The organism is Bradyrhizobium sp. UFLA05-112 (genome assembly GCF_053572325.1).
In genome coordinates this window covers 1-25,193 of the sequence record NZ_JBANBK010000107.1, presented here as the reverse complement: position 1 = coordinate 25,193, position 25,193 = coordinate 1, and the positions used below count along the sequence as shown (strand labels likewise).

Below are 25,193 nucleotides of genomic sequence, written 5' to 3'. Positions count from 1 at the left end.
TGATCACGGCGTTCGAGGGGTGTCCACACCCTCACCGCCGCTTACCCCAGTCGCCGCTTACCCCATAGCATCTGGATCATCCGCTTTCGCGGATGATGACACCGAGATAATGGCGTCACTTTCGCGCAACGTACTCCGACCATCCCTTCGCGCGCAGGCTGCACGCGGGACACTCGCCGCAGCCATAGCCCCAGTCATGCTGCGCGCCGCGTTCGCCAAGATAGCAGGTGTGGGACTGCGCGCGGATGAGGTCGACGAGGCCATCGCCGCCAAGCTCATGCGCGAGCTGCCAGGTCGCGGCCTTGTCGATCCACATCAAGGGCGTATGCAGATCGAACGTCCGCGCCATGCCGAGCGAGAGCGCGGTCTGCATCGCGCGGATGGTCTCGTCGCGACAGTCGGGATAGCCCGAGTAATCCGTCTCGCACATGCCGCCGACGATATGGGTGATGCCGCGCCGGTAGGCGAGCGCGGCGGCAAAGGTCAGGAACACCAAATTGCGGCCAGGCACGAACGTGTTGGGCAGGCCGTCGGAGCCCATCGCGATTTCGACGTCGCGCGTCAGCGCCGTCTCCGACACAGCGGCCAGCGTCGGGATCGAGAGCGTGTGGCTCTCCCCCAGCTTGGCCGCCCAATCGGGATGCAAGCGCTTCAGGCCACCGACGAGGTGCTCGCGGCAGGCGAGCTCGACGGCATGGCGCTGGCCGTAGTCGAAGCCCAGCGTCTCCACCCGCGCAAAGCGGCTCAGGGCCCAGGCGAGGCAGGTGGTGGAATCCTGGCCGCCGGAGAACAGCACCAGGGCGGTTTCGGACGAATAATATTCGCTCATGGGCGCGATTTAGCATCGCGTGCTGGCGCCGCCAATCGGTGGAAATCGGCTCATTTCACGGCGTTGTGCTGGGAACGCCGGGCCGCTTGCGGCATAAAGCCGACATTGAGGAGATTTGGCCCGCAATGACCCCTTCCCGCGACATTTCACGCCTGATCGATATCATGGCGACTCTACGCACGCCGGTCACCGGCTGTCCCTGGGACCTCGAGCAGAATTTTGCGACGATCGCGCCCTACACGATCGAGGAGGCCTATGAGGTCGCCGACGCGATCGGGCGTGGCGATTTCGACGATCTCCGCGAGGAGCTCGGCGATCTCCTGCTCCAGGTCGTCTATCACGCGCGCATGGCGGAGGAAGAGAACGCGTTTGCGTTCGGCGACGTGGTCGAGGCGATCACGCGGAAGATGATCCGCCGCCATCCGCACGTCTTTGCCGACAAGGACGGCAACATCCAGCCCGCTGGCGTCAAGAGCGCGTGGGAGCGCATCAAGGCCGAGGAGAAGGCCGAGCGCGCCGCGCGTCGGCCGCCGGAGGAAACGCTGCACAGATCACTGCTGGCAAGCGTCAAGGCCGGCCTGCCTGCGCTCACCCGCGCGATGGCTTTGCAGCGCAAGGCCTCCACCGTCGGCTTCGATTGGAACGATCCGCGAGCGGTGCTGAAGAAGATCCGCGAGGAAGCTGACGAGATCGAAGCCGCGCTCGACCGCAACGACAAAGAGGAACTGGCCGAGGAAACCGGCGATCTCCTGTTTGCCGTCGTCAACCTCGCCCGTCATGTCGACGCCGATCCGGAAACCGCGCTGCGCGCGACCAACGCGAAGTTCGAGCGCCGTTTTGCTTACATCGAGCGTGCGCTGGAGGCGAAGGGACGCACGCTGGAGCAGGCCTCGCTTGAGGAGATGGACGTTCTGTGGAACGCGGCGAAAGCGGAGGAGAAGCCTGCAGACGATAGACGCAAGGAAGCCCGCCGGTAACGCCGCTGCTGTAACCCGGATGGAGCGCAAGCGTAATCCGGGCTACGCGCTATTCGCGGTCGTGCCTACGCGGCGTGATGCGGCACGGCGTCGAAGCGATTCACGACGATGTCCCGCTTGGTCTCATCCACCCGCACGGTCATGTCGAAGCGGCCGTCGTGCAGCTCTTTCGCCAGCACCTCGGAATTGCGATGCAGCCAGGAGATGCCGGCGCCGTCGGCGGCGTCGATGGAGAGATCGAGCGTGGTGCGTTTTGCCGCCAGCCGCTCCTCGATCGCGGTGAGGAGTGTGTCGATCCCCTCGCCCGACACGGCCGAGACCAGCATCGCGGGATGATCCGATGGTCTGCGCGCAGCGATGTTCTGCAGCTCCTCGCGCTGTCCGGAATCAAACCGGTCGACCTTGTTCCAGACTTCGATGATGCGGCCGGAGTCGTCGGGGTTGATGCCGAGCTGGCGCAACACGGCGTCGACATCGCTCTGCTGCGCCTCGGCATCCTCATGCGAGATGTCGCGAACGTGCAGGATGACGTCGGCCTCCAGCACCTCCTCCAGCGTGGCACGGAAGGCCGCCACGAGCTGGGTCGGCAGGTTGGAAATGAAGCCGACGGTGTCCGACAGCATTGCCTTGCCGCCATGCGGCAGGTTGAGCGCGCGCAAGGTCGGATCGAGTGTCGCAAACAGCATGTCGGCTGCCTGCACGTCGGCGCGGGTCAGGCGGTTGAACAGCGTCGACTTGCCGGCGTTGGTGTAGCCGACCAGCGCGACGACGCGGTACGGCACGCGCTGGCGGCCGGCGCGGTGCAGCCGCCGCGTCGCCTGCACCTTCTTCAATTCGTTCTCGAGCCTGGAAATGCGCTCGGAGATGAGCCGTCGGTCGGCCTCGATCTGCGTCTCGCCCGGACCGCCCATGAAGCCGAAGCCGCCGCGCTGGCGTTCGAGATGGGTCCAGGACCGCACCAGGCGTGAACGTTGGTAGTTGAGATGCGCGAGCTCGACCTGGAGCGCGCCCTCCTTGGTCTTGGCGCGGCGGCCGAAGATCTCCAGGATCAGGCCGGTGCGATCGAGCACCTTGGCGTTCCAGGCTTTCTCGAGATTGCGCTGCTGGATCGGCGAGAGCGCACAGTCCATCACCACGAGCTCGACCTCGAGGCTCTTGATCAGCCCGGTGATCTCCTCGACCTTGCCCTTGCCGAGATAGGTCGCGGGACGGATCTGGCTGATCGGCGCGACCAGGCTATCTGCGATCTCGAGGTCGATGGCGCGCGCAAGGCCGGCGGCCTCTTCGAGCCGTGCCTCGGCATCGCGCAGGACATGGCTCTCCGATTGCGCGTCGGCTCCGCCGGCGCGCACACGCATATAGGGGCCGATGACGATCACCCGCCCTGTCTGTCCAGCCCCAGCCGACCGCGGACGGTCAGCGCCCCCGTCGAAATTCCGGGGTTCCAATCAGATCACTCTCAAGCCGGCTGATCCTCGCCGCCTTCGAACAGCTGGATCGGAGCGCCGGGCATGATAGTCGAGATCGCATGCTTGTAGACGAGCTGCGAGTGACCGTCGCGCCGGAGCAGCAGACAGAAATTGTCGAACCAGGTCACAATTCCCTGCAGCTTTACTCCGTTGACCAGAAAGATCGTCAGTGGCGTCTTGGTTTTGCGAACGTGATTAAGGAAGGTGTCTTGTAGGTTTTGTGCGCGGTCTGCCGCCATTTTTGTTATCTCGCTTTGAGTTTCTTGTTGTTTGGATAGTCCGACCGGTCGCGGCCTTCTTCTGTGATGTGGGCCACTCCCGGTTGCCTTCCCTCATGAGATCCCCCTCGGAGGGTCGGCGAAAGGATTAGAAGACAGGTACGCTTATTAGGCAAGCCGCTTCACGCGGCAGCCCGCATCCAAATCCTCCGAAAAACTACGGAAATCGATGATTTTCCTTCGATATTATGAATGTGTGGCCGATCGGACGCGGCTCAACCGACGCCGAGCGCCTTCAACTTCCGGTGTAGTGCCGAACGCTCCATGCCAACGAACTCGGCCGTGCGAGAAATATTTCCTGAAAAACGACTGATCTGGGCAATCAAATAGTCGCGTTCGAAGACCTCCCGCGCCTCGCGCAGCGGCAGGCCCATGATGTGCTCGCCATTGTTGCTGGTCGGCATCGCCGGGACCATCGAGCCGACGTCCTGCGGCAGCATGTCGGCGGTGATGATCACCTCCGGACCGCCGGCGGCGAGAATCATGACTCTCTCAACGTTGTTGCGGAGCTGACGGACGTTGCCGGGCCAGACGTGGGACTGGAGCACCGCCATCGCATCCTGGCCGATCTGGCGCTTGGGCAGCCCCGTGGCTGCCGAGATCTGGTCCATGAAATAGTCGATCAACTCCGGAATGTCCTCGCGCCGTTCGGAGAGCGCGGGCACGCGGATCGGGACCACCGAGAGGCGGTGATAGAGATCCTCGCGGAAAGTGCCGGCTGCGATCTCCTCCTCGAGGTTGCGGGCGGTCGAGGAGATGATGCGCACGTCGACCTGCACCTTGCCGGTGCCGCCGACGCGCTGGAACGACTGCTCGACCAGCACGCGCAAAATCTTGTTCTGGGTCTCGCGCGGCATGTCGGCAATCTCGTCGATGAACAACGTGCCGCCATGAGCCTCTTCGAGCGCGCCCGACTTGCGCGGCTGCTCGCCATTGGACTGCTCGACGCCGAACAGCTCGTGCTCCATCCGCTCCGGCGTGATCGCCGCCGCATTGATCACGACGAAGGGCCCGTCCGCGCGACCCGAGGCCGCATGCAGCGTCCGCGCGGTCAACTCCTTGCCGGCGCCAGCGGGGCCGACGATCAGGATGCGGCTGTTGGCCTTGGCTGCGCGCTCGATGGTCTGGCGGAGCTGGTTCATGCTGGGCGAGCGGCCGACGAGCTGGCTCGCGGTCGGGGCGAGCTGCTTGAGCTCCCTCACCTCGCGCTTCAGCCGCGAGTTTTCCAGCGCGCGCGTCGCCACCAGGATCAGGCGGTCGGCCTTGAACGGCTTCTCGATGAAATCATATGCGCCGCGCTTGATCGCGGCGACCGCGGTCTCGATGTTACCGTGGCCGGAAATCATCACGACCGGCAGGTCGACATTGTCCTTCTTGACCTGCTCGAGCAGCTGCAAGCCGTCGAGCTTGGAGCCTTGCAGCCATATGTCGAGGAACACCAGATGCGGCCTGCGATTGGCGATCTCCGCGAGGGCAGAGTCGCTGTCGCGCGCGGTCCTGGTGACGAAACCCTCATCTTCCAAAATGCCCGCGACGAGATCTCGAATATCGGCCTCATCATCGACAATCAGAATTTCATTTGCCATGGGTTGCGCCCGCTCTGTCAGTTGCCCGTTGAGGCTTTGATTCTTGTTGCATCATTAGTCGTTTCTGCCGGCTCTTTGGTTTCGGCGGCCGGCGCCTTTGTGTTCGGTTCTTTGGCTGTTTCCCGGGCCTTCTGAGCCGCGTCCTTCACCTCGACGGTGTTGGCATGGCCCGAGATCGCAAAACGCATCCGCATCCAGGCGCCGCGCTGGCCTTCCCGAAAATCGGAGGCGTCCTTCAACTCGATGCGCCCGCCATGGTCTTCGAGGACGCGGCCGACGATCGCAAGGCCGAGGCCCGTGCCCTTGGCTCGCGTCGTGACGTAAGGCTCGAGCAGCCGCGAGCGCGCGACCTTGGGCAGGCCGATACCGTTGTCGACGACGTCGATCAGCACGTCCTGGGCTTCGCGCGAGACCACGACATCGATGCGGCCCTTTCCACCATCCTTGCCGAGCTCCTCCGGGGGGACCTGTTCGATCGCTTCCGTCGCGTTCTTGACGATGTTGGTGACGGCCTGCGAGATCAGCCGGCGGTCGAATTGCGCGCGCAGCGGGTCTTGCTTGAAAGTGGTCTCGATGTCGAGCTCCGGGTGCGCGACCTTCATCAGGAACACCGCCTGCCGCACGGTGTCGACGACGTCCTCGCCTTCCATCACCGGTTTTGGCATGCGCGCAAAGCGCGAGAACTCGTCGACCATGCGTCTGATGTCGTCGACCTGGCGCACGATGGTATCGGTGCACTGGTCGAAGATCGACTTGTCCTTCTCCTCGGTGATGGTCTTGCCGAATTTGCGGCGGATGCGCTCGGCGGAGAGCTGGATCGGCGTCAGCGGGTTCTTGATCTCGTGCGCGATGCGACGCGCCACGTCACCCCAGGCCGAGGTGCGCTGCGCCGAAACGAGCTCGGTGATGTCGTCGAGCGTGATGATGTAGCTGTCGCGCGGCTGGCTGGTCTTCTCCGCGCTGACGCGGACCGACAGGTTGCGCTCCTGCCCGTCGCGCATGATGGTGATCTGCCCCTGCACCAGCCGCTGGGTGCCTTCCCGCGCGGTCTTCATCATGTCGTCGAGCTCGGGCAGCACCTCCGACAAGGGATGGCCGAGCGTCTCGGACTCGGCGTGCCCGATCAGCTTCTCCGCGGAGCGGTTCAGGATACCGACGCTGCCGGAGGCGTCGACGCCGATGATGCCGGCAGAGGCCGAGGACAGCACGGCCTCGATGAAGCGGCGACGGCTGTCGATCAGGTCGCTGGCGCTGACGAGCTCGTCGCGTTGGCTGCGGAGTTCCTGCGTCATCTTGTTGAAGGTCTCGCCCAACTGGGCGAGATCGCCTTCCGATTTGTGCACGGGGACCTGGACGTGGAGATCGCCGGTCGAAACCGTATGGGCCGCGTTCATCAGCCGCCTGATCGGCGCCACCAGCCAGTTGGCGAAGTTGAGGCCAATCAGCACCGAGGCCATCAGGATGGTCAGCGCGATCACCGCGAACATCAGCGCAAACGCGACTTGAATGCCAAGTCTGCGCGATTCAATCTGCGCATATTCGGCGACACCCAGCTGTGTCTGCTTGACCTGTGCCACGACGCGAGGGTCGAGCTGACGGGCAACATAGAGGAAGGTGTCGTTGAAGGCGCGGAGCCGGATCACGGCCGCCACGTAATTGTTCTCCGGCAGCACAGCGATTTCCGGCTCGCTCTCACCGACATTGCTCAGGAACTCCGGAGCTGGAGGCGAATAGGCGAGCCGGATGCCGGTGTCTGCCGATTCAAGGATGTTGGTATTCTTGTCGATGATCATCGCGCCCGGCAGGTTCCGGGAGCCGGCGCTCGCCGTCAGCAGTTCGCGAAACGACCGCCGGTCCTGGTCATAGAGCGGGCGGGCGTGCGCGATGTCGTTGGCCATTCCCAGAATGTCGCCGCGAATGAGCTGCGCATGATCTTGCATATAGGCGAGCGCGATCGTCAGCGAGTTCTGGATCACCTCCTTGGTCGGCCCGGAGAACAGCCGGTCGAGGCCGCGCTCGATGGTGACGTTGGCGACGATCGCGACCAGCACCGCCGGCAGCACGGCGATCACCGAAAACAGCCCCACGATCTGGAAATGCAGCCGCGCCGCCGCCCGCCCCCGCCGGCGCGCCTGGATCATCTGCCAGATCTCGTGGACGATGATGCCGACCAGGAGCAGTATGGTGCCGGCGTTGATCATCAGGAACGACCTGACGACGTCAGGCGTCGGCTCGATACGGGTCAGCCCGGTCAGGACGACGAAGGTCAGGAACGCCGAGAGCAGCGCCAGCATGACGGCGAACGGCGCCAACCAGCGGCGCGGCGACCAGCGCCGGGCTTCTGCGGTTGGAGACGTATCAAAGGCTGCGCCCGAACTATCTTCGCTGGTCATTCCGGCAATGGTGATGCTGAAAACGGGGATCCGTGGATCACGGATACTGATGCATTCATATCACATTGTTGCCGAATTGCGACAATTCCGCGGCGTGTCCACCGCGGCGGACAGGCGCATCCACAGTCATTCCGGGGGCGGTCTGTAGGACCGAACCCGGAATCTCGAGATTCCGGGTTCGATGCTAACGCATCGCCACGGAATGACAGGGGTGGACGCGGCTCTAGCCCCCGCTCCGATAGACCTGGATATCCAGGTCCCGGATCTTCTTGCGCAGCGTGTTGCGGTTGAGGCCGAGAAGGTCGGCGGCGCGGATCTGGTTGCCTCGGGTGGCGGCAAGCGCAGCCGTAAGCAGCGGGACCTCGATCTCCTTGAGGATGCGGTGATAGAGGCCGGGCGGCGGCATGCCGTTTGGGAAGCCCTGGAAGTGCGTGGACAGATACGCCTCTACGGCTCCGCCGAGATTGTCGACGCCCTGCTGGACCGCCGCACCCGGGCTGATCGTGGGTGGTGCGAGCTCGCCGTCGATGACGGAGCCCGTGATGACGTCCTGCGGATAGAGAGCAGCGAGGCGCCGCGCGAGGTTTTCGAGCTCGCGCACGTTGCCGGGCCAACGGTGCTGCTTCATCCGCTCCAGTGCCAGTGCGTCGAGCTTCTTCGGCGGCAGGCCGTCCTTTTCGGCGAGTGCAAAGAAGTGACGCACGAGATCGGGCAGATCCTCGATGCGCTCGCGCAAGGGTGGCAACCGCAGCGGCACGACGTTGAGGCGGAAGAACAGGTCCTCGCGGAACAGCCCCTGCTGGATCAGGACGCGCAGATCCTTGTTGGAGGCTGCAACGATGCGGACGTCGGTCTTGATCGGGGTGCGGCCGCCGACGGTGGTATATTCGCCCTGCTGGAGCACGCGCAACAGGCGCGTCTGTGCTTCCATCGGCATGTCGCCGATCTCGTCGAGGAACAGCGTGCCGCCCTCGGCCTGCTCGAAGCGGCCGGAGGCACGGGTGTTGGCGCCGGTGAACGCGCCGCGCTCATGGCCGAACAGTTCGGATTCAATGAGGTCGCGCGGGATCGCCGCCATGTTGACGGCCACGAACGGACCGTTGCGGCGCTTGCCGTAGTCGTGCAGCGCGCGCGCCACCAGCTCCTTGCCGGTGCCGGACTCGCCCGTGATCATCACGGTCAGGTCAGTCTGCATGAGACGCGCGAGCACGCGGTAGATCTCCTGCATCGCCGGCGAGCGGCCGACGAGCGGAATCGCTTCCATCTCCGCGTCTTCGTCCGGGCTCGAGGTCCGCTCCTTCGGCTCGGCCAGCGCGCGGCCGACGATCGCGATCAGCTCCTTCAGGTCGAAGGGTTTTGGCAGATATTCGTAAGCCCCGCGCTCGGAGGCCCGGATCGCGGTCATGAACGTGTTCTGCGCGCTCATCACGATGACCGGCAGGTTCGGCCGCATCTTCTTGATGCGCGGCAACAGGTCGAAAGCGTTTTCATCCGGCATCACCACGTCGGTGATCACAAGATCGCCCTCGCCCTGGCTGACCCAACGCCACAGCGTGGCGGCGTTGCCGGTCAGCCTGACTTCGTACCCTGCCCGGGACAGAGCCTGATTAAGAACCGTGCGGATGGCGGTATCGTCATCGGCAACGAGAATGCTACCTGCGGGCATATTCAATCCTCATTTTGCCCCCTGTGACGCAGGCGACGGCTTCCCGGCAGAGTCGGCGCGACTGCTTTGATCGGCGTGTTTGATGGAGGTCGAGTACATCGGCATCAGCACGCGGAAGGTCGTCTTGCGCGGCTGAGACTCGCATTCGATGATGCCACCGTGATCCCCGATGATTTTTGCGACCAGCGCCAAGCCGAGGCCACTGCCTGTCTGCTTGGTGGTCACGAAGGGATCGAACAGGTTGGGCAGAAGATCGTCCGGCACGCCCGGTCCATTGTCCTTGACGCAGAATTCGAGCGGCAGTGATACCCGGGATTTTTGACCGGGCACTGACAGGCGCACGCCGGGGCGGAAGGCGGTGGTGAGCTGAATCTCGGCGTCGGGCACGTCGATCAGGGCTTCCGCGGCATTCTTCACCAGGTTGAGAAAAACCTGGATGAGCTGATCCTGGTTTGCGAGCACCGGCGGCAGCGAGGGATCGTAGTCCTCGATGAAGCGGATGTTGCGGGCAAAGCCGGATTGCGCGAGGCGCTTCACGTGGTCGAGCACGGAATGGATGTTGACCGGGCCGCGCACGACGGGCCGTTCGTCGCCGAACACTTCCATGCGGTCGACCAGCGTCACGATGCGATCGGCCTCGTCGCAGATCAGCCGCGTCAGCATGCGATCTTCCGAGGAGGCCTGCTGCTCCAGCAGCTGGGCCGCGCCGCGGATGCCGGAGAGCGGGTTCTTGATCTCGTGCGCGAGCATCGCGGCGAGCGCGATCACCGAGCGCGCGGCGCTGCGATGGGTCAGCTGGCGGTCCATCTTGTCGGCAATGGTGCGCTCCTGCAGCATCACCACGATGTAGCCGGGCCGTTCGGTGAGCGGAGCGACATGCAGATCGACCTGGCGGTCGCCGCCCATGCGCGGGGTGCCCAGATCGACCTTGTATTCGTTGATCGGTGAATTCGACGAGCGCACCTGGTCGATCAACGCCAGCAGCGGGCTGCCGAACGGCACCAGCTCCTTCAGCGACTGGCGCTTGAGGAACTGGGTCGATATCTCGAAGAACGCCTCGGTCGCGATATTGGCGTCGATGATCTTGCCGTCCGGCCCGATCAGCAGCACTGGATTGGGCAGTGCGTCGAGGATTGCGTCGCCGTTTGACGGAAGCGGCCGACGATGTTCAGCGGCTGAGCTCATGCAGCAGCGCTCCATGCAAAGTCGTCGAAGGCGTCTTGCAGTGAACGGTGAACGGCACGCGGATCCTCGGATGTGAGGATGCTCTGGCGCCAGCCCTTCAGCTTCTCGGCTGGCGCGCGACTGAGATGCGCCGCAACGTCGAGCGCCCAGCCGAGATGCTTGCGCGCGTGCCTGAGGCCGATGCGCAAACCATAGAGCTCGCAGACGCCCTCATAAAGTGTGCGGACATAATGGAGTTGCTCGCCGAGCGAGGGGGCGGCCTCTTCCGCCCCGCCCTGGAGACGCCGGCCGATCTGACCGGGCAGCCAAGGCTGGCCCTGCGCCCCACGGCCGATCATGACGGCGTCGGCGCCGGAGGCCTCCAATGCTGCCACGGCCTTGTCGTAAGCGGTGATGTCGCCGTTGACGACTAGCGGAACCGAAATCGCCGCGCGAACATCGCGCACGGCATCCCAATCGGCTTCGCCCTTGTAGAACTGGCAGCGCGTGCGGCCATGCACGGTAATGAGCCTGACGCCGGCGCTCTCGGCGCGCCGCGCCAGCTCCGGCGCGTTGCGGGTACGGTCGTCCCAGCCGAGCCGCATCTTTAGCGTGACCGGAACCTTCACAGCCGCGATCGTCGCCTCGATCAGGCGCAAGGCATGGTCGAGGTCGCGCATCAGCGCCGAGCCGGACTGGCCGCCGGTGACGTGGCGGGCCGGGCAGCCCATGTTGATGTCGATGATGTCGGCGCCTTCCGCTTCCGCGATCCGGGCGCCCTCCGCCATCCAGTGCGCCTCGCAGCCGGCAAGCTGCACCACATGCGGGCCAAGGCCGGTCGCCTCGCAGCGCAGCCGCGACATCCTGTGACCATTGGCGAGCTCATCGGAGGCGGTCATTTCGGACACGACGAGACCTGCCCCAAGCTCCGCGGCCAGCCGCCGGAAGGGGGAATCGGTCACCCCCGACATGGGCGCCAGGAAGACCGGGTTGGCGACGTCAATATCACCTATTTTCAACGGCTTAGCGCCAATTCCTACCGGGCCGGTCACGGACGTCTCGTCTCAAAGGCGGCGCCTCATCGCGCTCGCCATGACCTATCTTGCGCACAATTCTTGTGCAGTCAAGCGTCATGCCTACAGTTTAGACAGATCTTCCAATCTTTCAAGTGCAGTGCAGCAAAAAGCTTGCTGACAATCCGGCAAACACCACTGTTCTTCCGCGGTGACCGTGCTAGAGGCATGCCAAAATTACCCCTCGCCCCGATCATCACTACCAATTGAGTATTTAAGCGCTATGGCGAAATCAGAGCGGACCGCAGTTGTTCTCGTGGCGGCCGGACGCGGGCTGCGCGCAGGCGCGGGTGGCCCGAAGCAATACCGCGCGATCGGTGGCGTGCCCGTGATCTTTCGCGCCATAGAGTCCTTCAGCAACCACCCCGATGTCGCGCTGGTGCAGCCGGTGGTGAACCCCGATGACGGCGCCATGTTCACGGCGGCAGTCAAAGGTTTGCGCCATGAGCCCCCGACCAGCGGCGGAGCGACGCGCCAGGCTTCCGTGCTCGCCGGCCTCGAAGCGCTCGCTCCGCACAAGCCGGACCTTGTGTTGATCCACGACGCGGCGCGGCCGTTTGTCTCGCAGGCCTTGATCTCCCGCGCGATCGAAGCCGCGAGCCGCGATGGTGCCGCCATCCCCGCGATCCCCGTCAACGACACCGTCAAGCTGATCGGTGTCGCCGGCCAGATCGAGGGAACGCCCGACCGCGCGCGCTTACGGATCGCGCAGACGCCGCAATCCTTTCGTTTCGATGTCATCCTCGACGCGCATCGTCGCGCGGCGAAGGACGGACGCTCTGATTTCACAGATGATGCGGCGATCGCGGAATGGGCGGGATTGACGGTCGCAACCTTTGAAGGCGATGTTGCAAACATGAAGCTCACCACCCCCGAAGACTTCGTCCGCGAGGAAGCGCGCCTCGCCAGCCAGCTTGGCGACATCAGGACCGGGACCGGTTACGACGTGCATGCCTTCGGCGAAGGCGACCACGTCATGATCTGCGGCGTGCGCGTGCCGCACAGCAAGGGTTTCCTCGCCCATTCCGATGGCGATGTCGGCCTGCATGCGCTGGTTGACGCCATTCTCGGCGCGCTCGCCGACGGCGACATCGGTTCGCACTTCCCGCCGAGCGATCCCAAGTGGAAGGGTGCCTCCTCCGACCAGTTTCTGAAATACGCCATCGAGCGCGTCACGATGCGCGGCGGCCGCGTCGCCAATCTCGAGGTGACGATGATCTGCGAGCGGCCGAAGATCGGTCCCCTGCGCGACACCATGCGCGCGCGCATTGCCGAGATCTCGGGCGTCGACATCTCGCGCGTCGCGGTGAAGGCCACGACCAGCGAGCGGCTCGGCTTCACCGGCCGCGAGGAAGGCATCGCAGCGACCGCGAGCGCCACCATCCGCCTGCCCTGGAGCGCGTAAGCCATGGGCGGCAGCGACGCACGCGCCCTCTCCCGCTCGCTGCTCGATCTGTGCCGGATGCGCAAGCTGACGATCGCGACCGCAGAGTCCTGCACCGGCGGCCTCGTCGCCGGCGCGCTGACGGACATCCCGGGCTCCTCCGACGTCATCGACCGCGGCTTCGTCACCTATTCCAATGACGCCAAGCGCGCGATGCTCGGCGTCGAGGCGAGCACGCTGCTCAATTTCGGTGCCGTCAGCAAGGAGACCGCGACCGCGATGGCGGTGGGTGCGCTCGAGCGCGCCGGCGTCGACCTCGCGGTCGCCATCACCGGCATCGCCGGCCCCGGCGGTGCCACGCCCGGCAAGCCGGTCGGGCTCGTCCACTTCGCCGCTGCTGCGCGCGACGGCCGCATCATCCATCGCGAGCACCGATTTGGCGCGATCGGCCGCACCGCCGTGCGGCTACGCTCGGTCGTCGAGGCTCTGCGCATGCTGATGGACCTCGCCCGCGGCCCGCAAGCTGCCGCAAAGCCGCGTCGCGAGGCGGCAAGCCGGCTGCGCACACGAGTGGCGCGCTCGCCGCGCCGGGGCGCGGTGAAACGACGAAGACCGCCGCGCGGTTGAGATATAAAGCACCGATGAAGTCGATCCGGCTGAAGGCCACGGGAGCCAACCTGCTCTATCACGACATCCCTGGGCACGGACTGCCACTGATCTTCATCCATGGATTGGGTTGCGCGTCCTCCTGCGACTATCCCGTCGTGGCGTCCGATCCTGCGCTGGCAGGAAGGCGCATCATGCTGGTCGACCTCCTGGGAGCAGGCTTCAGCGATCGTCCTGCAGAGTTCGGCTACACCGTCGCAGACCATGCGCGCAGCGTCGTGGAATTCGTGGAGGCAATCGCGCCGGAGGCCATCGATCTCTTTGGCCATAGCATGGGCGGATCCGTGGCGATCGTGGCCGCAAGTCTGCTGGGAGAGCGCATCCGGTCCCTCGTTCTGAGCGAGCCCAATCTTGATCCGGGGGGCGGCATCGTGAGCGGCAAGATCGCGGCCATGTCCGAGGCTGACTATGTTGCTCATGGCCACGACCACCTGGTGCGAGCGTCCAGAATCGAGAGGAATCATGCCTGGGCTGCATCACTTGCCGTGAGCGCACCTTTCGCAGTTCATCGGGGGGCGAGATCGCTTGTCGCCGGCAGCGAGCCGACGTGGCGCGAAGTGCTGCGCGGGCTGTCGATTCCAAGAACCGTGATCTTTGGGGAGACCTCTTTGCCGAATAGCGCCGATCCGAGGCAGCTACAGCAACAGGGGGTTAATATCGGCATCGTCCCGAAGGCCGGACACGGGATGGCTTCCGACAACCCCGCTGGACTGGCGCTCACGTTGCGGCAGGCGCTGCGTCTCGCCTGACCCGATGGCAAGCATACCGAATTGGAAGAGGGATATGCGTGCGGCGAGGCTTATGACGATGCCAGCTTCGACCGGCCGTAGATCGCGTCCGCCCGCTTCTCGAACGCGGTGGAAAAACGCGCAAACGCGGCGTCGAACATCGAGCCCATCAGTATCGCGAGCATGCGGCTCTTGAACTCGTAGGACAGGAAAAAGCCGACGTCGCAGACGCCCTCGCCCTTCGGCTCGAAGGTCCACCGGTTTTCGAGGTTGCTGAAGGGACCCTGCAGATATTCGACCAGGATCTTCAGATTGGCGCGGTCGAGCGTCACGCGGCTGGTGAAGGATTCCTTGACCAGCTTGAACGACACCGTCATGTCGGCGACCAGCACCTCCGTGCCGTCGGGTTTTGCAACCCGCTGGCGCACCTTCAGCGCGCTGCACAGCGGCACGAATTCCGGGTAGCGCTCGACATCGGCGACCAGATCAAACATCTCTGGCGCGCTGTGGTTGACGCGGTGCTTGCTCGACACTCGATGCATATGACGTCAGCGGGCGATCGAGGCCCGCGCTGCCTTCAGTCTCGCGAAATCTTCGCCGGCATGATGCGACGAACGGGTGAGCGGGCTTGCCGACACCATCAGAAAGCCCTTGGTGTAGGCCACCTTCTCGTAGGACGCGAACTCGTCTGGCGGCACGTAACGCATCACGGCGTGGTGCTTGCGGGTCGGCTGGAGATATTGCCCGATGGTCAGGAAGTCGACCTCGGCCGAGCGCAGATCGTCCATCACCTGGAGCACCTCGTGTCGCTCCTCGCCGAGGCCGACCATGATGCCGGACTTGGTGAAGATCGTGGGATCGATCTCCTTCACCCGCTGCAACAGCCGGATCGAATGGAAATAACGCGCGCCGGGCCTCACCGTCAGGTAACGCGACGGCACGGTCTCGAGGTTGTGGTTGAAGACGTCGGGCTTGGCTGCGGCGACGACCTCGAGCGCCCCCTCCTTGCGCAGGAAGTCGGGTGTCAGGATCTCGATCGTCGTCGAGGGACAGGCAGCACGGATCGCGCGGATCGTCCTGGCAAAATGCTCAGCGCCGCCGTCGGCGAGATCGTCGCGGTCGACAGACGTGATGACGACATGGGCAAGCCCAAGCTTGGCGGTCGCCTCGGCGACATGCTCCGGCTCGGCCGCATCGAGCGGGTTTGGCAGGCCGGTCTTGACGTTACAGAAGGCGCACGCGCGGGTGCAGGTGTCGCCCATGATCATGAATGTGGCGTGCTTCTTGTCCCAGCACTCGCCGATGTTCGGGCAGCCCGCCTCCTCGCACACCGTATGCAGGCCGTTGGCACGCACGATGTTGCGGGTGTCGGCATAGCCGCGGGTGTTGGGCGCGCGCACGCGGATCCAGTCCGGTTTCGGCGGTGAAGCAGCATCAGGCCGGTTCACTTTTTCCGGGTGACGCGGGCGCAGCGGGTTGGTGATGGTATCGACAATAACGACCATGGGGTGTCCGGCCTGTTCAGGTCCTACCTAGTCGGTATCGCCGTTAGCCGCAACCCGGCTCGCGCCGCTTCAGGGAACATGGCAGATATGGGCAATATCCTGCTCTGTCGTCTAGCGATTCTCACCTCGAATGGCTCCAAAATCGAAACCCTCCAGGGCCGCACTGGGCAAGCCGCTGAAGCGCGACTTCTTCGCGCGCAGCGTCCACGAGGTCGCCCCCGACCTGATCGGTGCCACATTGCTGGTGAACGGCGTCGGCGGCATCATCGTGGAGGTCGAGGCCTATCATCATACCGACCCGGCAGCGCACTCCTATCGCGGGCCGACGCCGCGGAACCAGGTGATGTTCGGTCCGCCCGGCTTTGCCTACGTCTACCGCTCCTACGGCATCCACTGGTGCGTGAATTTCGTCTGCGAGGAGGAAGGCTCGGCCAGCGCCGTCCTGATACGCGCGCTGGAGCCGACGCATGGGATTGCCGCGATGCGCCGCCGCCGGCATCTGGTCGACGTGCATGCGCTGTGTTCGGGGCCGGGCAAGCTGACGGAGGCGCTCGGCATCACGATCGCGCATAACGCCCTGCCCCTCGACCGCCCGCCGATTGCGCTGCATGCGCGCACCGACAAAATGGTGGTCGCGACCGGCATCCGGATCGGCCTCACCAAGGCGGTCGAGTTGCCCTGGCGCTACGGCGTCACCGGCTCGAAATTCCTGAGCAAGCCGTTTCCGCGTAGCGCCTGAACGGGCCTCACGACACCTGCTTCAACCGCTCCAGCGCCTCAAGCAGCTTCGCCTTTCGCGCCAGCGCGGCCTCGCGCTTTTCGCGCTCCTCCTCGACGACCTCTTCGGCCGCATTGGCGACGAATTTCTCGTTCGCCAGCTTGGACTCGGCGCGCTTGATGTCGGCGTCAGCCTTGGCGATCTCCTTGTCGAGACGCACGCGCTCAGCTGCGAGATCGACCACGCCCTTCAGCGGGAGCGCTGCGACCTCGCCGCGCACCAGGATCTGCACGGCACCGTCGGGCGCGCGATCGGCGAAGGAGATGTCCGAGAGCCGCGCCAGGCGCTTGATGACGTCGGCCCAGCGCGGCGCGCGCTCCTTCGTCTCGGCGGAGGCTCCGGCCAGCACCAGCGCCGTCAGCGTCGCCGGCGTGATGTTCATCTCGGCGCGCACGGAACGGATCTGCGTGACCAGGTCGATCACCCAGCCGATCTCGGCTTCCGCCGCAGGATCGGTGAAGTCGGCATGATCGAAGATCGGCAGCACGATCGGGGAAATGAAAGCCCCGTCATTCGGCATCGATGCGGCGACCATCGCGAGCTCTTCCGCCGTCGGGCCAGCGGACTTCAGCGGCCAAGACTCGAGCGTCAGCAACCCCTCGCGCTTGGCGGTCACCTCCCACAGCTCTTCGGTGATGAAGGGCATGAAGGGGTGCAGCAGCTTCAGAATCTCGTCGCGCGCCCAGGCGACCATCGCGCGGGTCTCGGCCTTCGCAGGACCATCCGGGCCGAGCAGCACGGGCTTTGCGAGCTCGACATACCAGTCGCAATAGACGTTCCAGACGAAGCGGTAGATCGCGCCCGCCGCGTCGTTGAAGCGATAGGCTTCGATCGCTTCCGTCACCTCGCGCGTGGTGTGCGCGGTCTCGTGCGCGATCCAGCGGTTCAGAGTCTGCGTCGCTTTCGCGGGCTCAAAACCTTCCGGCACGACGCACTGGTTCATCTCCGCGAAGCGGCAGGCGTTCCAGAGCTTGGTCGCGAAATTGCGATAGCCTTCGACGCGGCTGGTGGCGAGCTTGATGTCGCGGCCTTGCGCCGCCATCGCCGCCAGCGTGAAGCGCAGCGCGTCGGCGCCGTATTCGTCGATCAGGTGCAGGGGATCGATGACGTTGCCCTTCGACTTCGACATCTTGGCGCCCTTCTCGTCGCGGACAAGGGCGTGGATGTAGACGGTCGAGAACGGCACCTCCTTCATGAAGTGAAGGCCCATCATCATCATCCGGGCGACCCAGAAGAAGATGATGTCGAAGCCGGTAACCAGCACGTCGGTCGGGTAGTAGCGCTTCACCTCCGGCGTATCGTCGGGCCAGCCGAGGGTGGAGAACGGCCACAGCGCCGAGGAGAACCAGGTGTCGAGCACGTCCTCGTCGCGGGTGATGAAGCTTTCGCGCTTGTTTCGGTCGAGTGCCATCTCGCGCCCCTGCTCCGGCGTGATGACCTCCTGCTCGACGTAATAGCCGAGCGCGTGGCTGACGGCCTCCTCCTCGGTCTCGGCGACGAACACCTTGCCGTCCGGCCCGTACCAGGCCGGGATCTGATGGCCCCACCAGAGCTGACGCGAGATGCACCAGGGCTGGATGTTCTCCATCCACTCGTAATAGGTCTTTTCCCAGTTCTTGGGCACGAAGGTCGTCGCGCCGCTCCGCACCGCAGCGATGGCGGGCTTTGCCAGCGTCTTGGCGTCGACATACCACTGGTCGGTGAGGAAGGGCTCGATCACGACGCCGGAACGGTCGCCATGCGGCACCATATGGGTGTGCGGCTCAATGCGCTCGATGAAGCCGAACGCCTCCAGCCGCTCGACGATGCGCTTGCGCGCGGCGAAGCGCTCGACGTCGTTGAATTCCTCGGCGAATTGCGATGCACCTTCGGGCAGGTCGCGCAGGTAATCCTCATTGTCGACGAGGTCGAGACAGCCTTCCTTGTCGAGCACGCTGATCTGGCGCAGGCCATGGCGCCTGCCGACCTCGAAGTCGTTGAAGTCGTGCGCCGGCGTCACCTTCACCGCGCCCGAGCCCTTCTCGGGATCGGAATAGTCGTCGGCGACGATTTTGATCTTGCGGCCGACGAGCGGCAGAATCACGTGCTTGCCGACGAGCTTCTGGTAGCGCTCGTCCTCGGGATGCACGGCAACGCCGGTATCGCCCAGCATGGTCTCCGGGCGTGTGGTGGCGACGACGATGAAGCTCGCGGGATCGTCAGGGCTGAAGGTTTTGCCCTCGATCGGATAGCGCAGATACCAGAGGCTGCCCTTGACCTCGACCTGCTGCACCTCGAGATCGGAGATCGCGGTGAGCAGCTTCGGGTCCCAGTTGACCAGGCGCTTGTCCTTGTAGATCAGGCCATCGCGATGCAGCTCGACGAACACCTTGATGACGGCCTTCGACAGGCCCTCGTCCATGGTGAAGCGCTCGCGCGACCAGTCGCAGGACGCGCCGAGCCGCTTGAGCTGGTTGATGATGGTGTCGCCGCTCTCGGCCTTCCACTCCCAGACCCGCTCCAAAAATTTCTCGCGGCCCATCTCGCGGCGGCCGGGCTGCTGCCGCTCCATCAACTGCCGCTCGACCACCATCTGCGTCGCGATACCGGCATGGTCGGTACCGGGCTGCCACAGCACGTCGCGGCCGCGCATTCGCTCGAAGCGGCACAGCACGTCCTGAAGCGTGTTGTTGAGCGCGTGGCCCATGTGCAGCGAGCCCGTCACGTTCGGCGGCGGGATCACGATGGTGAAGGGGGTGGCCTCGCGCCGGTCGGGGCGGCCAGCCTTGAAGGCAAGGCTGTCCTCCCAGACGACGGACATGCGGGCTTCGATATCGGCGGGCTGGTAGTTTTTCTCGATCATGGGGCTGCTAAAAAGCCGTGCACGGGGGCCAAGTCAACGGAAAGTGTCAATGGAAAGGTCTATGGAAGGCCCGGCGGCAAAACGGCTTTCCGGCCCGGTCGCCAGGCCGAATGGGTCATAGAAGCAGGGCTTTATCAGGACCGCGCGGCCCGGCGCCTTAGCGGCCGCCGCGCGAGACCCGCTCGATTTCCGCCTTCACGATGCGTTCAACGAGGCCCGGCAGGTTGTCGTCGAGCCAGGATTTCAGCATCGGCCGCAGCATCTCCTTGACCAGATCCTCCAGTGTGCGCGCATTCGAGCTCAGGACGGTATGGGCCAGGGAATTGAAGGCGGACTCGACGGCCGAGATCGTCGTCTGGGCTAGGATCGGCTGCTGCGGCGGCAGCGGCGGCGCATTGAAATCGACCGGCTGGTAGGATGGGGGCGGAGGAGCTGGCCGGAAAGACGGCGCTGCAGCCTCGGCGAATTCGACATCGTCGCCCGGTTCGACCTTGCGAAAGCTCGGTGGTGGAGGCGCGGGCGTTTCAACCGCCATCTCGTCGGTCAGCTCGAGCACGTCGGGCTCGGGCTCGGGTTCCGGCGCCCGCACCTCGGGCGCGGGGGTCGCCTCGTCCAGCCCCGCCAGCAGCGCGTCGATATCGTCCTGGTTGTTGCTTGCGGCCGGCGCAGGCGGCGGTGCTGCGGGCTTTGCAGCCGGTGGTGGCGCAGCAGTTTTTTCGGCGACAGGCTTGGTCGGCGCGATCTTGGACGGCGGAATGTCGTTCATCGCGGACGGCTTGGGCGCCGGCGCGGCTGCGGGCTTGGTAGGTTCGGCGGCCTTCTCGGTCGGCGGCGGCTTGGCCTCATCGTCGGCAATGATGCGCCGGATCGAGGCCAGAATCTCCTCCATCGAGGGTTCTTGCACCTTTGCAGGCTGCGTCATCTCCGACTCCACATCATCAACGCCCTCGCATGCGTTGTTTTACACCAAGCACGACAGGATTGACCGGTTCCGAATGGGTGGCTCGACATTTTCGCCGCGACCGCCTGACTTGTCCCCAGATCAGGCGATTGCGACTCACTGCGCGGCGGTGCGCCCCTGCCCACGTCACCGAAGCCCTACGCAAACAACATGAGATGCGGCGCGAATCGCGCCCTCATCTCAGTGAAAGGCTATGTCAGGGCGTTTGACGATTGCAAGCAAACCGCAAGGCAGCATCGCGATGTGGCGACGCCAATCTAAAGCGCGATGAATCTTCATCGCGCTTTAGATTGCGGATCATGCCTTGAGCGCGGAGATCAGCGTCCGTCGGGCGTGCGTACGCCGGCCCAGCTATCGCGCACCTGGTGGTAATGCACGCTGGGATCGTAGACGTTGGTCTTCAGGCCGAGCACGATCGGCGACAGGCGGCCGACCGAGCTGAGAACGCGATAGGAGTTCACGACACGATCGTGCTGCGCATTCACGAGGTTGATGCGGGCGTTGACCAGCGCCTGCTGTGCGTTGAGAACGTCGAGCGTGGTGCGTTGGCCGGCCTTCGCCTCCTCGCGCACACCGTTCAATGCGATCTCCGATGCCGTCACCTGGGCCTGCGCCGATTGCACCTGCGCCTTGGACGCTTCGAGCTGGCCCCAGGCAGATACGGTGTCGGACCGAGCCTGGTCGCGCGTTTGATCGAGCGTGAGGCGCTGCTGCGCCAGCGACTCCTTGGACTGCCTGATCAGCGCATATTCGGCGCCGCCTTGATACAGTGGCATCGAGGCCTGCGCGATGGCGGCAGCGCTGAACGTGCTTGGAGTGATCAGAGTTTGTTCATAGGCTTGATTGACCGAGGCCTGGAACGTGACCGTCGGCAGCAACGCGCCTTCGTTCACCTTCAGATTCATGAAGGCGACATCGATCCCGAACATCGCCGCTGTCACGGTCGGGTTTTGGATGAGCGTAAGCTCGACCGCCCTAGGCAGTGATTGCGGCAGCAGGCGATCCACCGGTGAGCCCGGCGCAAGATTGATCGGCTCGATGCCGATGATGCGCCGATAGGTCGCTCGCGTCGCCGTCAGAGTGGCTTCGGATTGCTGCTCGAGAGTTCGCCCCGCGGCCAGTTGCGCTTCCGACTGTGCCACGTCGGTTCTGGTGACTTCGCCGACGTTGAAGCGATCTCGGGTCTGCTTGAGCGTCTGCTCGAGCACCCGTACGTTGCTCTTGTTGACCTCGACCGTCGCCGAATCGCGCAGATAGTCCATATAGGCCTGCGCCGCCGAGAACAGCACCTGCTGCTCGAGATTGCGCAATCCCTCGCGAGCGCCGGAAACCTGATTCTCCGCGGCCCGGGTCCGGTTACCGGTCTGGTTGCCGTTGAATAGTGTCTGCGTCACGGTGAGACCGGCAGCGCGCGGCGCATTATTTCCACTCGTGAGCGTGTGTATCACGAGGCCACTGTTACTAGCCGCCGTCGAGTCGGTGTGCAGATACTGAGTGCCGACGCTCGCAGTCACCGAGACTTTGGGGCGATATCCGGACAATGCCTGCGGCACGTTTTCGTCCGTCGAACGGACAAATGCGCGCTGCGCGTTGAGCTGCGGATTGTCCTGATAGGCGCGCACCAGCGCACCTTCGATCGTCTCCGCCAAGGCAGGAGTCGGCCCGGCAAGCGCCATCAGGAGGACCGAAACCGCAGCTCCGGTGAAGAGCTTCACCCCATGCATCCAGATATTCCGTTTCATTCTTATCGCCGGCTCGTGCCCGCGAGCCGGGTGACAGAGAGTCATTGCCCCCGGCGCACCATAGGACGGGGGCAAGCCGGACGGAACTACCCGACGGTTGTTCGCAGCGGAAACTCTTCACGTGCAGCATCCCTGCCACACTTCTGATTCAGAACGGTATTTTTAACGGGTTCCATCCCGTCAGAAGACGAAGGCGGGCGCCCGCGCAAGGCCGGGAAGGACCGGGGCTGCGGCGTCGAACAGCGCGCGGTGGCCAAATTCGCCGTGAGCGCGGGTCACGATCACGGCCCGCTGGGGCGTCGTCTCGGCCGACACGCCGACCAACCGACCGCCCTCCTTGAGCTGCTCGAAGAGCCCGCTGGGCGTCACTTCGGTCGCCCCGTTCACGATGATCACATCGTAGGGAGCGGCCGCCGGATCCCCCTCTTCACAGGGCGCTGCTGCGCACGTCACATTGGCAAATCCCAGGGCGGCCAGATTGCTCTTCGCTTTTGCGGCGAGCGCTGAATCGCTTTCCGTAGCCGTGACTTGCCCAGCGAGCCGCGCGGCAAGGGCCGCGACGTAGCCGGTGGCGCAGCCGACCACCAGGACACGATCAGCTTCGCCGATCTCGGCCGCCTGCAGCAGCTTGGCGGTGAGCGCCGGCTTGATCAGATATCGCTTGGCCGATCCGCCTTCGGCCACGTCGAGGTCCAGGTCGAGGTAGGCCAGCGCCTGCCGGCTTGCGGGGACGAAAGCCTCGCGTGGAACCGCGAGCATGGCATCGAGGATACGGCGATCGGTGACGTCGCTGGTGCGCACCTGGCCATCGACCATCTTTTGGCGCGCGGTCGCAAAACCGGACATTAGGGAACCCTGGAATGCGGACGGCGCCGCGGGAAAAACGTGGCGGCATCTTTGGAACATGCCTCGCCAAAACGCAACATGGCGATTGCCCCGAAGGCGGCAGCCTCGGGCCGGTCGACGCAGGCCTGACGCCTTTGCGCCCTATTCGATCGCGACGGCGAGCCGGCCGATCAAGGCTGCGACTTCATCCAGCCGGGCCGAATCGCGTGTCTCGACCGCGCGCGCGAGCAACGCGAGGCATTCGTCGTCGCTGAGATCGGGGATGTCGGTGGGCAGAATCGAGGGGACCAACAGGGAATGGTCGACCTGAACGTTCGGCATCGGAATCAGCTCCGCGTAAGCCCAGCGTCAGGGAACCTCGATTTGAATTGAGTCGATTTGGCGTCCTTCCGATGTCGGCGCGGCAAACGGTGTGCACGACCGCGTGAAGACCTTTGCGCTCCGGCATAGGTTATGGCGTTTGCCTGCTGGCTGAGGCGGCAACACAGGCACCGACTTGTTTACGTCGGCGGCTTCACTTCATTGGCTATTGCTCGACTTTCTGGACGGAGGCTTAGCGGTCAAAAACCGCAGGCTGCATATTGCTTTCTGACGAGCCGAAAGTGGGAGCCGACTTGTACGAAGTCCACATCGAGACATTGGTTGCCTCGTCGGAAGTCACGACCGAGACCCTCGCATTGAAGGTATTCAAGATTGATGCGCCACCGGTGTTCGCTCGGCAGGTAGGTAGCGAAGTCGTGCTGGGCTTGAGGCGGCCCCTTGCAGACGCCTGTGATGTAGGCGCGGACATCGGCAGGCAGGACGTCTATATGCTCGTGATTCCAAGGAGGGTCTGTATGAGAGCCGCTTCCTTTGGAAAGACCCGGGCATACGCTCAACGGCAAAATGCAAACAGCTATCAAAAGGGTCCGAACTACCATCTGACCCTCCAGCTAAAGCCGCCTATTTCTCGTCGCCTATAGCTTCGGCGGAGTGATCGTACGGCGACAAACTGACGTGGGCCTTACAGGTCGCGCTGCTCCGCGGAGGATTCGTGGCCGCGAGGTCCGGTTGGGCTTTGCCTCCATTGCCAGCCCGCTTGCTGAAGCGCGCAGAGCTCTCTCGCGAATACCCGTAGTTCTCCGGCGAAGAACATGGTTCGCGATGTGGCGATTTGGCACTCACTTTAGGCCGCCTTAGTTGGCGGTCTGTTTCCTGTCAGCGTGTAACGGCAGCTCTATCTCAACTAACCAGTAGCCAAGTGATGCCAGCGACCATGACGTAGAAACCCGTCGCCGCGATAACGACGAAGGCTCGCTCGGTACTATCCATGGATTCCCCCTACGCAAAACCCTTGGCATTCCCAAGACGAAGGCTACAGGGCCGAAGTGCCGAATCAACTCGATTGTCAATCTCCCTTACGTGCAAGACTGTGGATAGCGGGGAGTAAAGTGCACGGTCGAGTGACTCAGGAACAAGTGGCAACTTCGCGTGTTCTCGGCATGCTCCGGTCGGCAATCCCCCCCTGCACCGAGCGGAGATGGCCCCAGCTCGCCGCCCAAATAGCTGGGGCCAATTTTATGTCCAAAGTGAACAGAGCGAAACGCCCCAACCGGTTAGGCTGCCGGCGCTTGGCAACTCCTGCCAAGCAAACTTCAACGGCCCCGGCTTACTCTAGAAGCCCCCCATGGCCGGGGTCGTTTTTGCCCCTTGGTCGTTGCCTGCCCGCTCTGGCAGCGCAATCTTAGCAACCGTCCAAGAGAAGCTTTCGCGCGAGAAGCAAGGCCGCCTCAGTTGGTCCTCCTGTCGTCGCACGGCCGAGAGGCCGCCTATCGGCGCATCTGATCTTCCTCGCCCGGAGTAACGCGTTGAGCGAGCTTCCTTGGGAAGTGCCGTGATTGCGCTTCTAGGATAGCAACCAATCGCCAACGGCTATCGCTGCTTTGGCAAGGCCATATAGCCAAGCAGTCTCAAGCGATGCCAATGCGACAAAGAACACCCCTTTAACGATCATTGCCCGCAATGCGTGCCTTGGCTCGATGCGCCCAATCCCATGTGTTTCTGCGTTCGTCTATTTCGCTTCTTCTGCTCGGCCTCAAGCACTTGGCTCCGCAGTTCCTCCAATTCGGCAAGTTGATACGCAAGTCTTTCAATATCTTGGCGAAACACAACAGCAGCATCATCCGCGCGAGCACAGGCACGCATGGCAAGTCTCCTTGGTTGTTGTTGATTTTTGGAAGACTTGGCCCATCGTTGGACCACCGGGAAATTCTGGCAGATATCGCAGCGGCACGCACTAACATGCGGCAAGATGCGGCGTCGTAAGC

21 protein-coding genes are annotated in these 25,193 nt (G+C 64.0%); 5 read left to right on the top strand and 16 right to left on the bottom strand.

The genetic code is table 11. The features are described from left to right. Window positions 1–115: 115 nt before the first annotated feature. Window positions 116–829, bottom strand: a complete 714-nt coding sequence (queC, locus tag SO180_RS37460; RefSeq protein WP_449383815.1) for a 7-cyano-7-deazaguanine synthase QueC — start codon at window positions 827–829, stop codon at window positions 116–118. Between the two features lie 125 nt (window positions 830–954). Between queC and mazG the strand changes: the two genes are divergently transcribed. Next, entirely contained in the window at window positions 955–1,806 is an 852-nt protein-coding gene (gene mazG / locus SO180_RS37455) for a nucleoside triphosphate pyrophosphohydrolase (protein ID WP_449383814.1), read from the top strand. Between the two features lie 65 nt (window positions 1,807–1,871). Here mazG and hflX read toward each other — a convergent pair whose 3' ends face one another. The 7 genes from hflX to dusB all read right to left on the bottom strand — a co-directional run bounded on the left by hflX (window position 1,872) and on the right by dusB (window position 11,381). Continuing rightward, window positions 1,872–3,254: a GTPase HflX gene (gene hflX, locus SO180_RS37450; RefSeq protein ID WP_449383813.1), complete on the bottom strand. Its 1,383-nt coding sequence runs from the start codon at window positions 3,252–3,254 to the stop codon at window positions 1,872–1,874. Between the two features lie 11 nt (window positions 3,255–3,265). Beyond that, on the bottom strand, window positions 3,266–3,514 hold the full coding sequence (gene hfq, locus SO180_RS37445; protein WP_007591126.1) for an RNA chaperone Hfq: 249 nt from the start codon (window positions 3,512–3,514) through the stop codon (window positions 3,266–3,268). Window positions 3,515–3,768: 254 nt separating this feature from the next. Then, window positions 3,769–5,139: a nitrogen assimilation response regulator NtrX gene (ntrX, locus tag SO180_RS37440; RefSeq protein WP_449383812.1), complete on the bottom strand. Its 1,371-nt coding sequence runs from the start codon at window positions 5,137–5,139 to the stop codon at window positions 3,769–3,771. Between the two features lie 17 nt (window positions 5,140–5,156). Beyond that, on the bottom strand, window positions 5,157–7,532 hold the full coding sequence (locus SO180_RS37435; RefSeq protein WP_449383811.1) for a sensor histidine kinase NtrY-like: 2,376 nt from the start codon (window positions 7,530–7,532) through the stop codon (window positions 5,157–5,159). 223 nt (window positions 7,533–7,755) lie between these two features. Beyond that, the gene (gene ntrC / locus SO180_RS37430; RefSeq protein WP_449383810.1) at window positions 7,756–9,198 is read right to left on the bottom strand and encodes a nitrogen regulation protein NR(I); all 1,443 of its coding nucleotides are present in this window, start codon (window positions 9,196–9,198) and stop codon (window positions 7,756–7,758) included. A 9-nt stretch (window positions 9,199–9,207) separates the two neighbouring features. Then, window positions 9,208–10,383: a two-component system sensor histidine kinase NtrB gene (locus tag SO180_RS37425; RefSeq protein ID WP_449383809.1), complete on the bottom strand. Its 1,176-nt coding sequence runs from the start codon at window positions 10,381–10,383 to the stop codon at window positions 9,208–9,210. Next, window positions 10,380–11,381 (bottom strand): tRNA dihydrouridine synthase DusB, encoded by a 1,002-nt coding sequence (gene dusB / locus SO180_RS37420; RefSeq protein WP_449383817.1) that lies wholly within the window; start codon window positions 11,379–11,381, stop codon window positions 10,380–10,382. Before dusB ends, SO180_RS37425 begins: the two co-directional genes overlap by 4 nt. Window positions 11,382–11,658: 277 nt before the next feature. On the opposite strand from dusB, the gene SO180_RS37415 reads away from it, so the two are divergent. Genes SO180_RS37415 through SO180_RS37405 form a run of 3 tightly spaced genes read left to right on the top strand, consistent with a single transcriptional unit; the run spans window position 11,659 to window position 14,234 of the window. Continuing rightward, complete coding sequence (locus SO180_RS37415) at window positions 11,659–12,840, top strand: bifunctional 2-C-methyl-D-erythritol 4-phosphate cytidylyltransferase/2-C-methyl-D-erythritol 2,4-cyclodiphosphate synthase (RefSeq protein WP_449383808.1); 1,182 nt, start codon at window positions 11,659–11,661, stop codon at window positions 12,838–12,840. A gap of 3 nt (window positions 12,841–12,843) precedes the next feature. After that, complete coding sequence (locus SO180_RS37410) at window positions 12,844–13,446, top strand: CinA family protein (RefSeq protein WP_449383807.1); 603 nt, start codon at window positions 12,844–12,846, stop codon at window positions 13,444–13,446. Window positions 13,447–13,460: 14 nt separating this feature from the next. Beyond that, on the top strand, window positions 13,461–14,234 hold the full coding sequence (locus SO180_RS37405) for an alpha/beta fold hydrolase (protein ID WP_449383806.1): 774 nt from the start codon (window positions 13,461–13,463) through the stop codon (window positions 14,232–14,234). 50 nt (window positions 14,235–14,284) lie between these two features. Here SO180_RS37405 and SO180_RS37400 read toward each other — a convergent pair whose 3' ends face one another. Next, complete coding sequence (locus tag SO180_RS37400) at window positions 14,285–14,755, bottom strand: type II toxin-antitoxin system RatA family toxin (protein WP_449383805.1); 471 nt, start codon at window positions 14,753–14,755, stop codon at window positions 14,285–14,287. Between the two features lie 6 nt (window positions 14,756–14,761). Continuing rightward, window positions 14,762–15,718 (bottom strand): lipoyl synthase, encoded by a 957-nt coding sequence (lipA, locus tag SO180_RS37395; RefSeq protein WP_449383804.1) that lies wholly within the window; start codon window positions 15,716–15,718, stop codon window positions 14,762–14,764. 130 nt (window positions 15,719–15,848) lie between these two features. Between lipA and SO180_RS37390 the strand changes: the two genes are divergently transcribed. Then, complete coding sequence (locus tag SO180_RS37390) at window positions 15,849–16,457, top strand: DNA-3-methyladenine glycosylase (RefSeq protein ID WP_449383803.1); 609 nt, start codon at window positions 15,849–15,851, stop codon at window positions 16,455–16,457. A gap of 7 nt (window positions 16,458–16,464) precedes the next feature. On the opposite strand, the gene SO180_RS37385 is transcribed toward SO180_RS37390, so the two are convergent. The 6 genes from SO180_RS37385 to SO180_RS37360 form a co-directional block, all read right to left on the bottom strand. Further along, window positions 16,465–19,338 carry a valine--tRNA ligase gene (locus SO180_RS37385; RefSeq protein WP_449383802.1) on the bottom strand — a complete coding sequence of 958 codons (2,874 nt, stop codon included), beginning with the start codon at window positions 19,336–19,338 and terminating at the stop codon, window positions 16,465–16,467. A gap of 157 nt (window positions 19,339–19,495) precedes the next feature. Next, a complete protein-coding gene (locus tag SO180_RS37380; RefSeq protein WP_449383801.1) occupies window positions 19,496–20,260 on the bottom strand; it encodes a PopZ family protein in 765 nt (254 codons plus the stop codon). 356 nt (window positions 20,261–20,616) lie between these two features. Further along, complete coding sequence (locus tag SO180_RS37375) at window positions 20,617–22,023, bottom strand: TolC family outer membrane protein (protein WP_449383816.1); 1,407 nt, start codon at window positions 22,021–22,023, stop codon at window positions 20,617–20,619. A gap of 198 nt (window positions 22,024–22,221) precedes the next feature. After that, window positions 22,222–22,887 carry a protein-L-isoaspartate O-methyltransferase family protein gene (locus SO180_RS37370; RefSeq protein ID WP_449383800.1) on the bottom strand — a complete coding sequence of 222 codons (666 nt, stop codon included), beginning with the start codon at window positions 22,885–22,887 and terminating at the stop codon, window positions 22,222–22,224. Between the two features lie 141 nt (window positions 22,888–23,028). Beyond that, complete coding sequence (locus SO180_RS37365; RefSeq protein ID WP_449383799.1) at window positions 23,029–23,208, bottom strand: hypothetical protein; 180 nt, start codon at window positions 23,206–23,208, stop codon at window positions 23,029–23,031. 1,668 nt (window positions 23,209–24,876) lie between these two features. Further along, window positions 24,877–25,193 (bottom strand): hypothetical protein (locus SO180_RS37360; protein WP_449383798.1); only part of this gene is annotated, 317 nt, incomplete at its 5' end.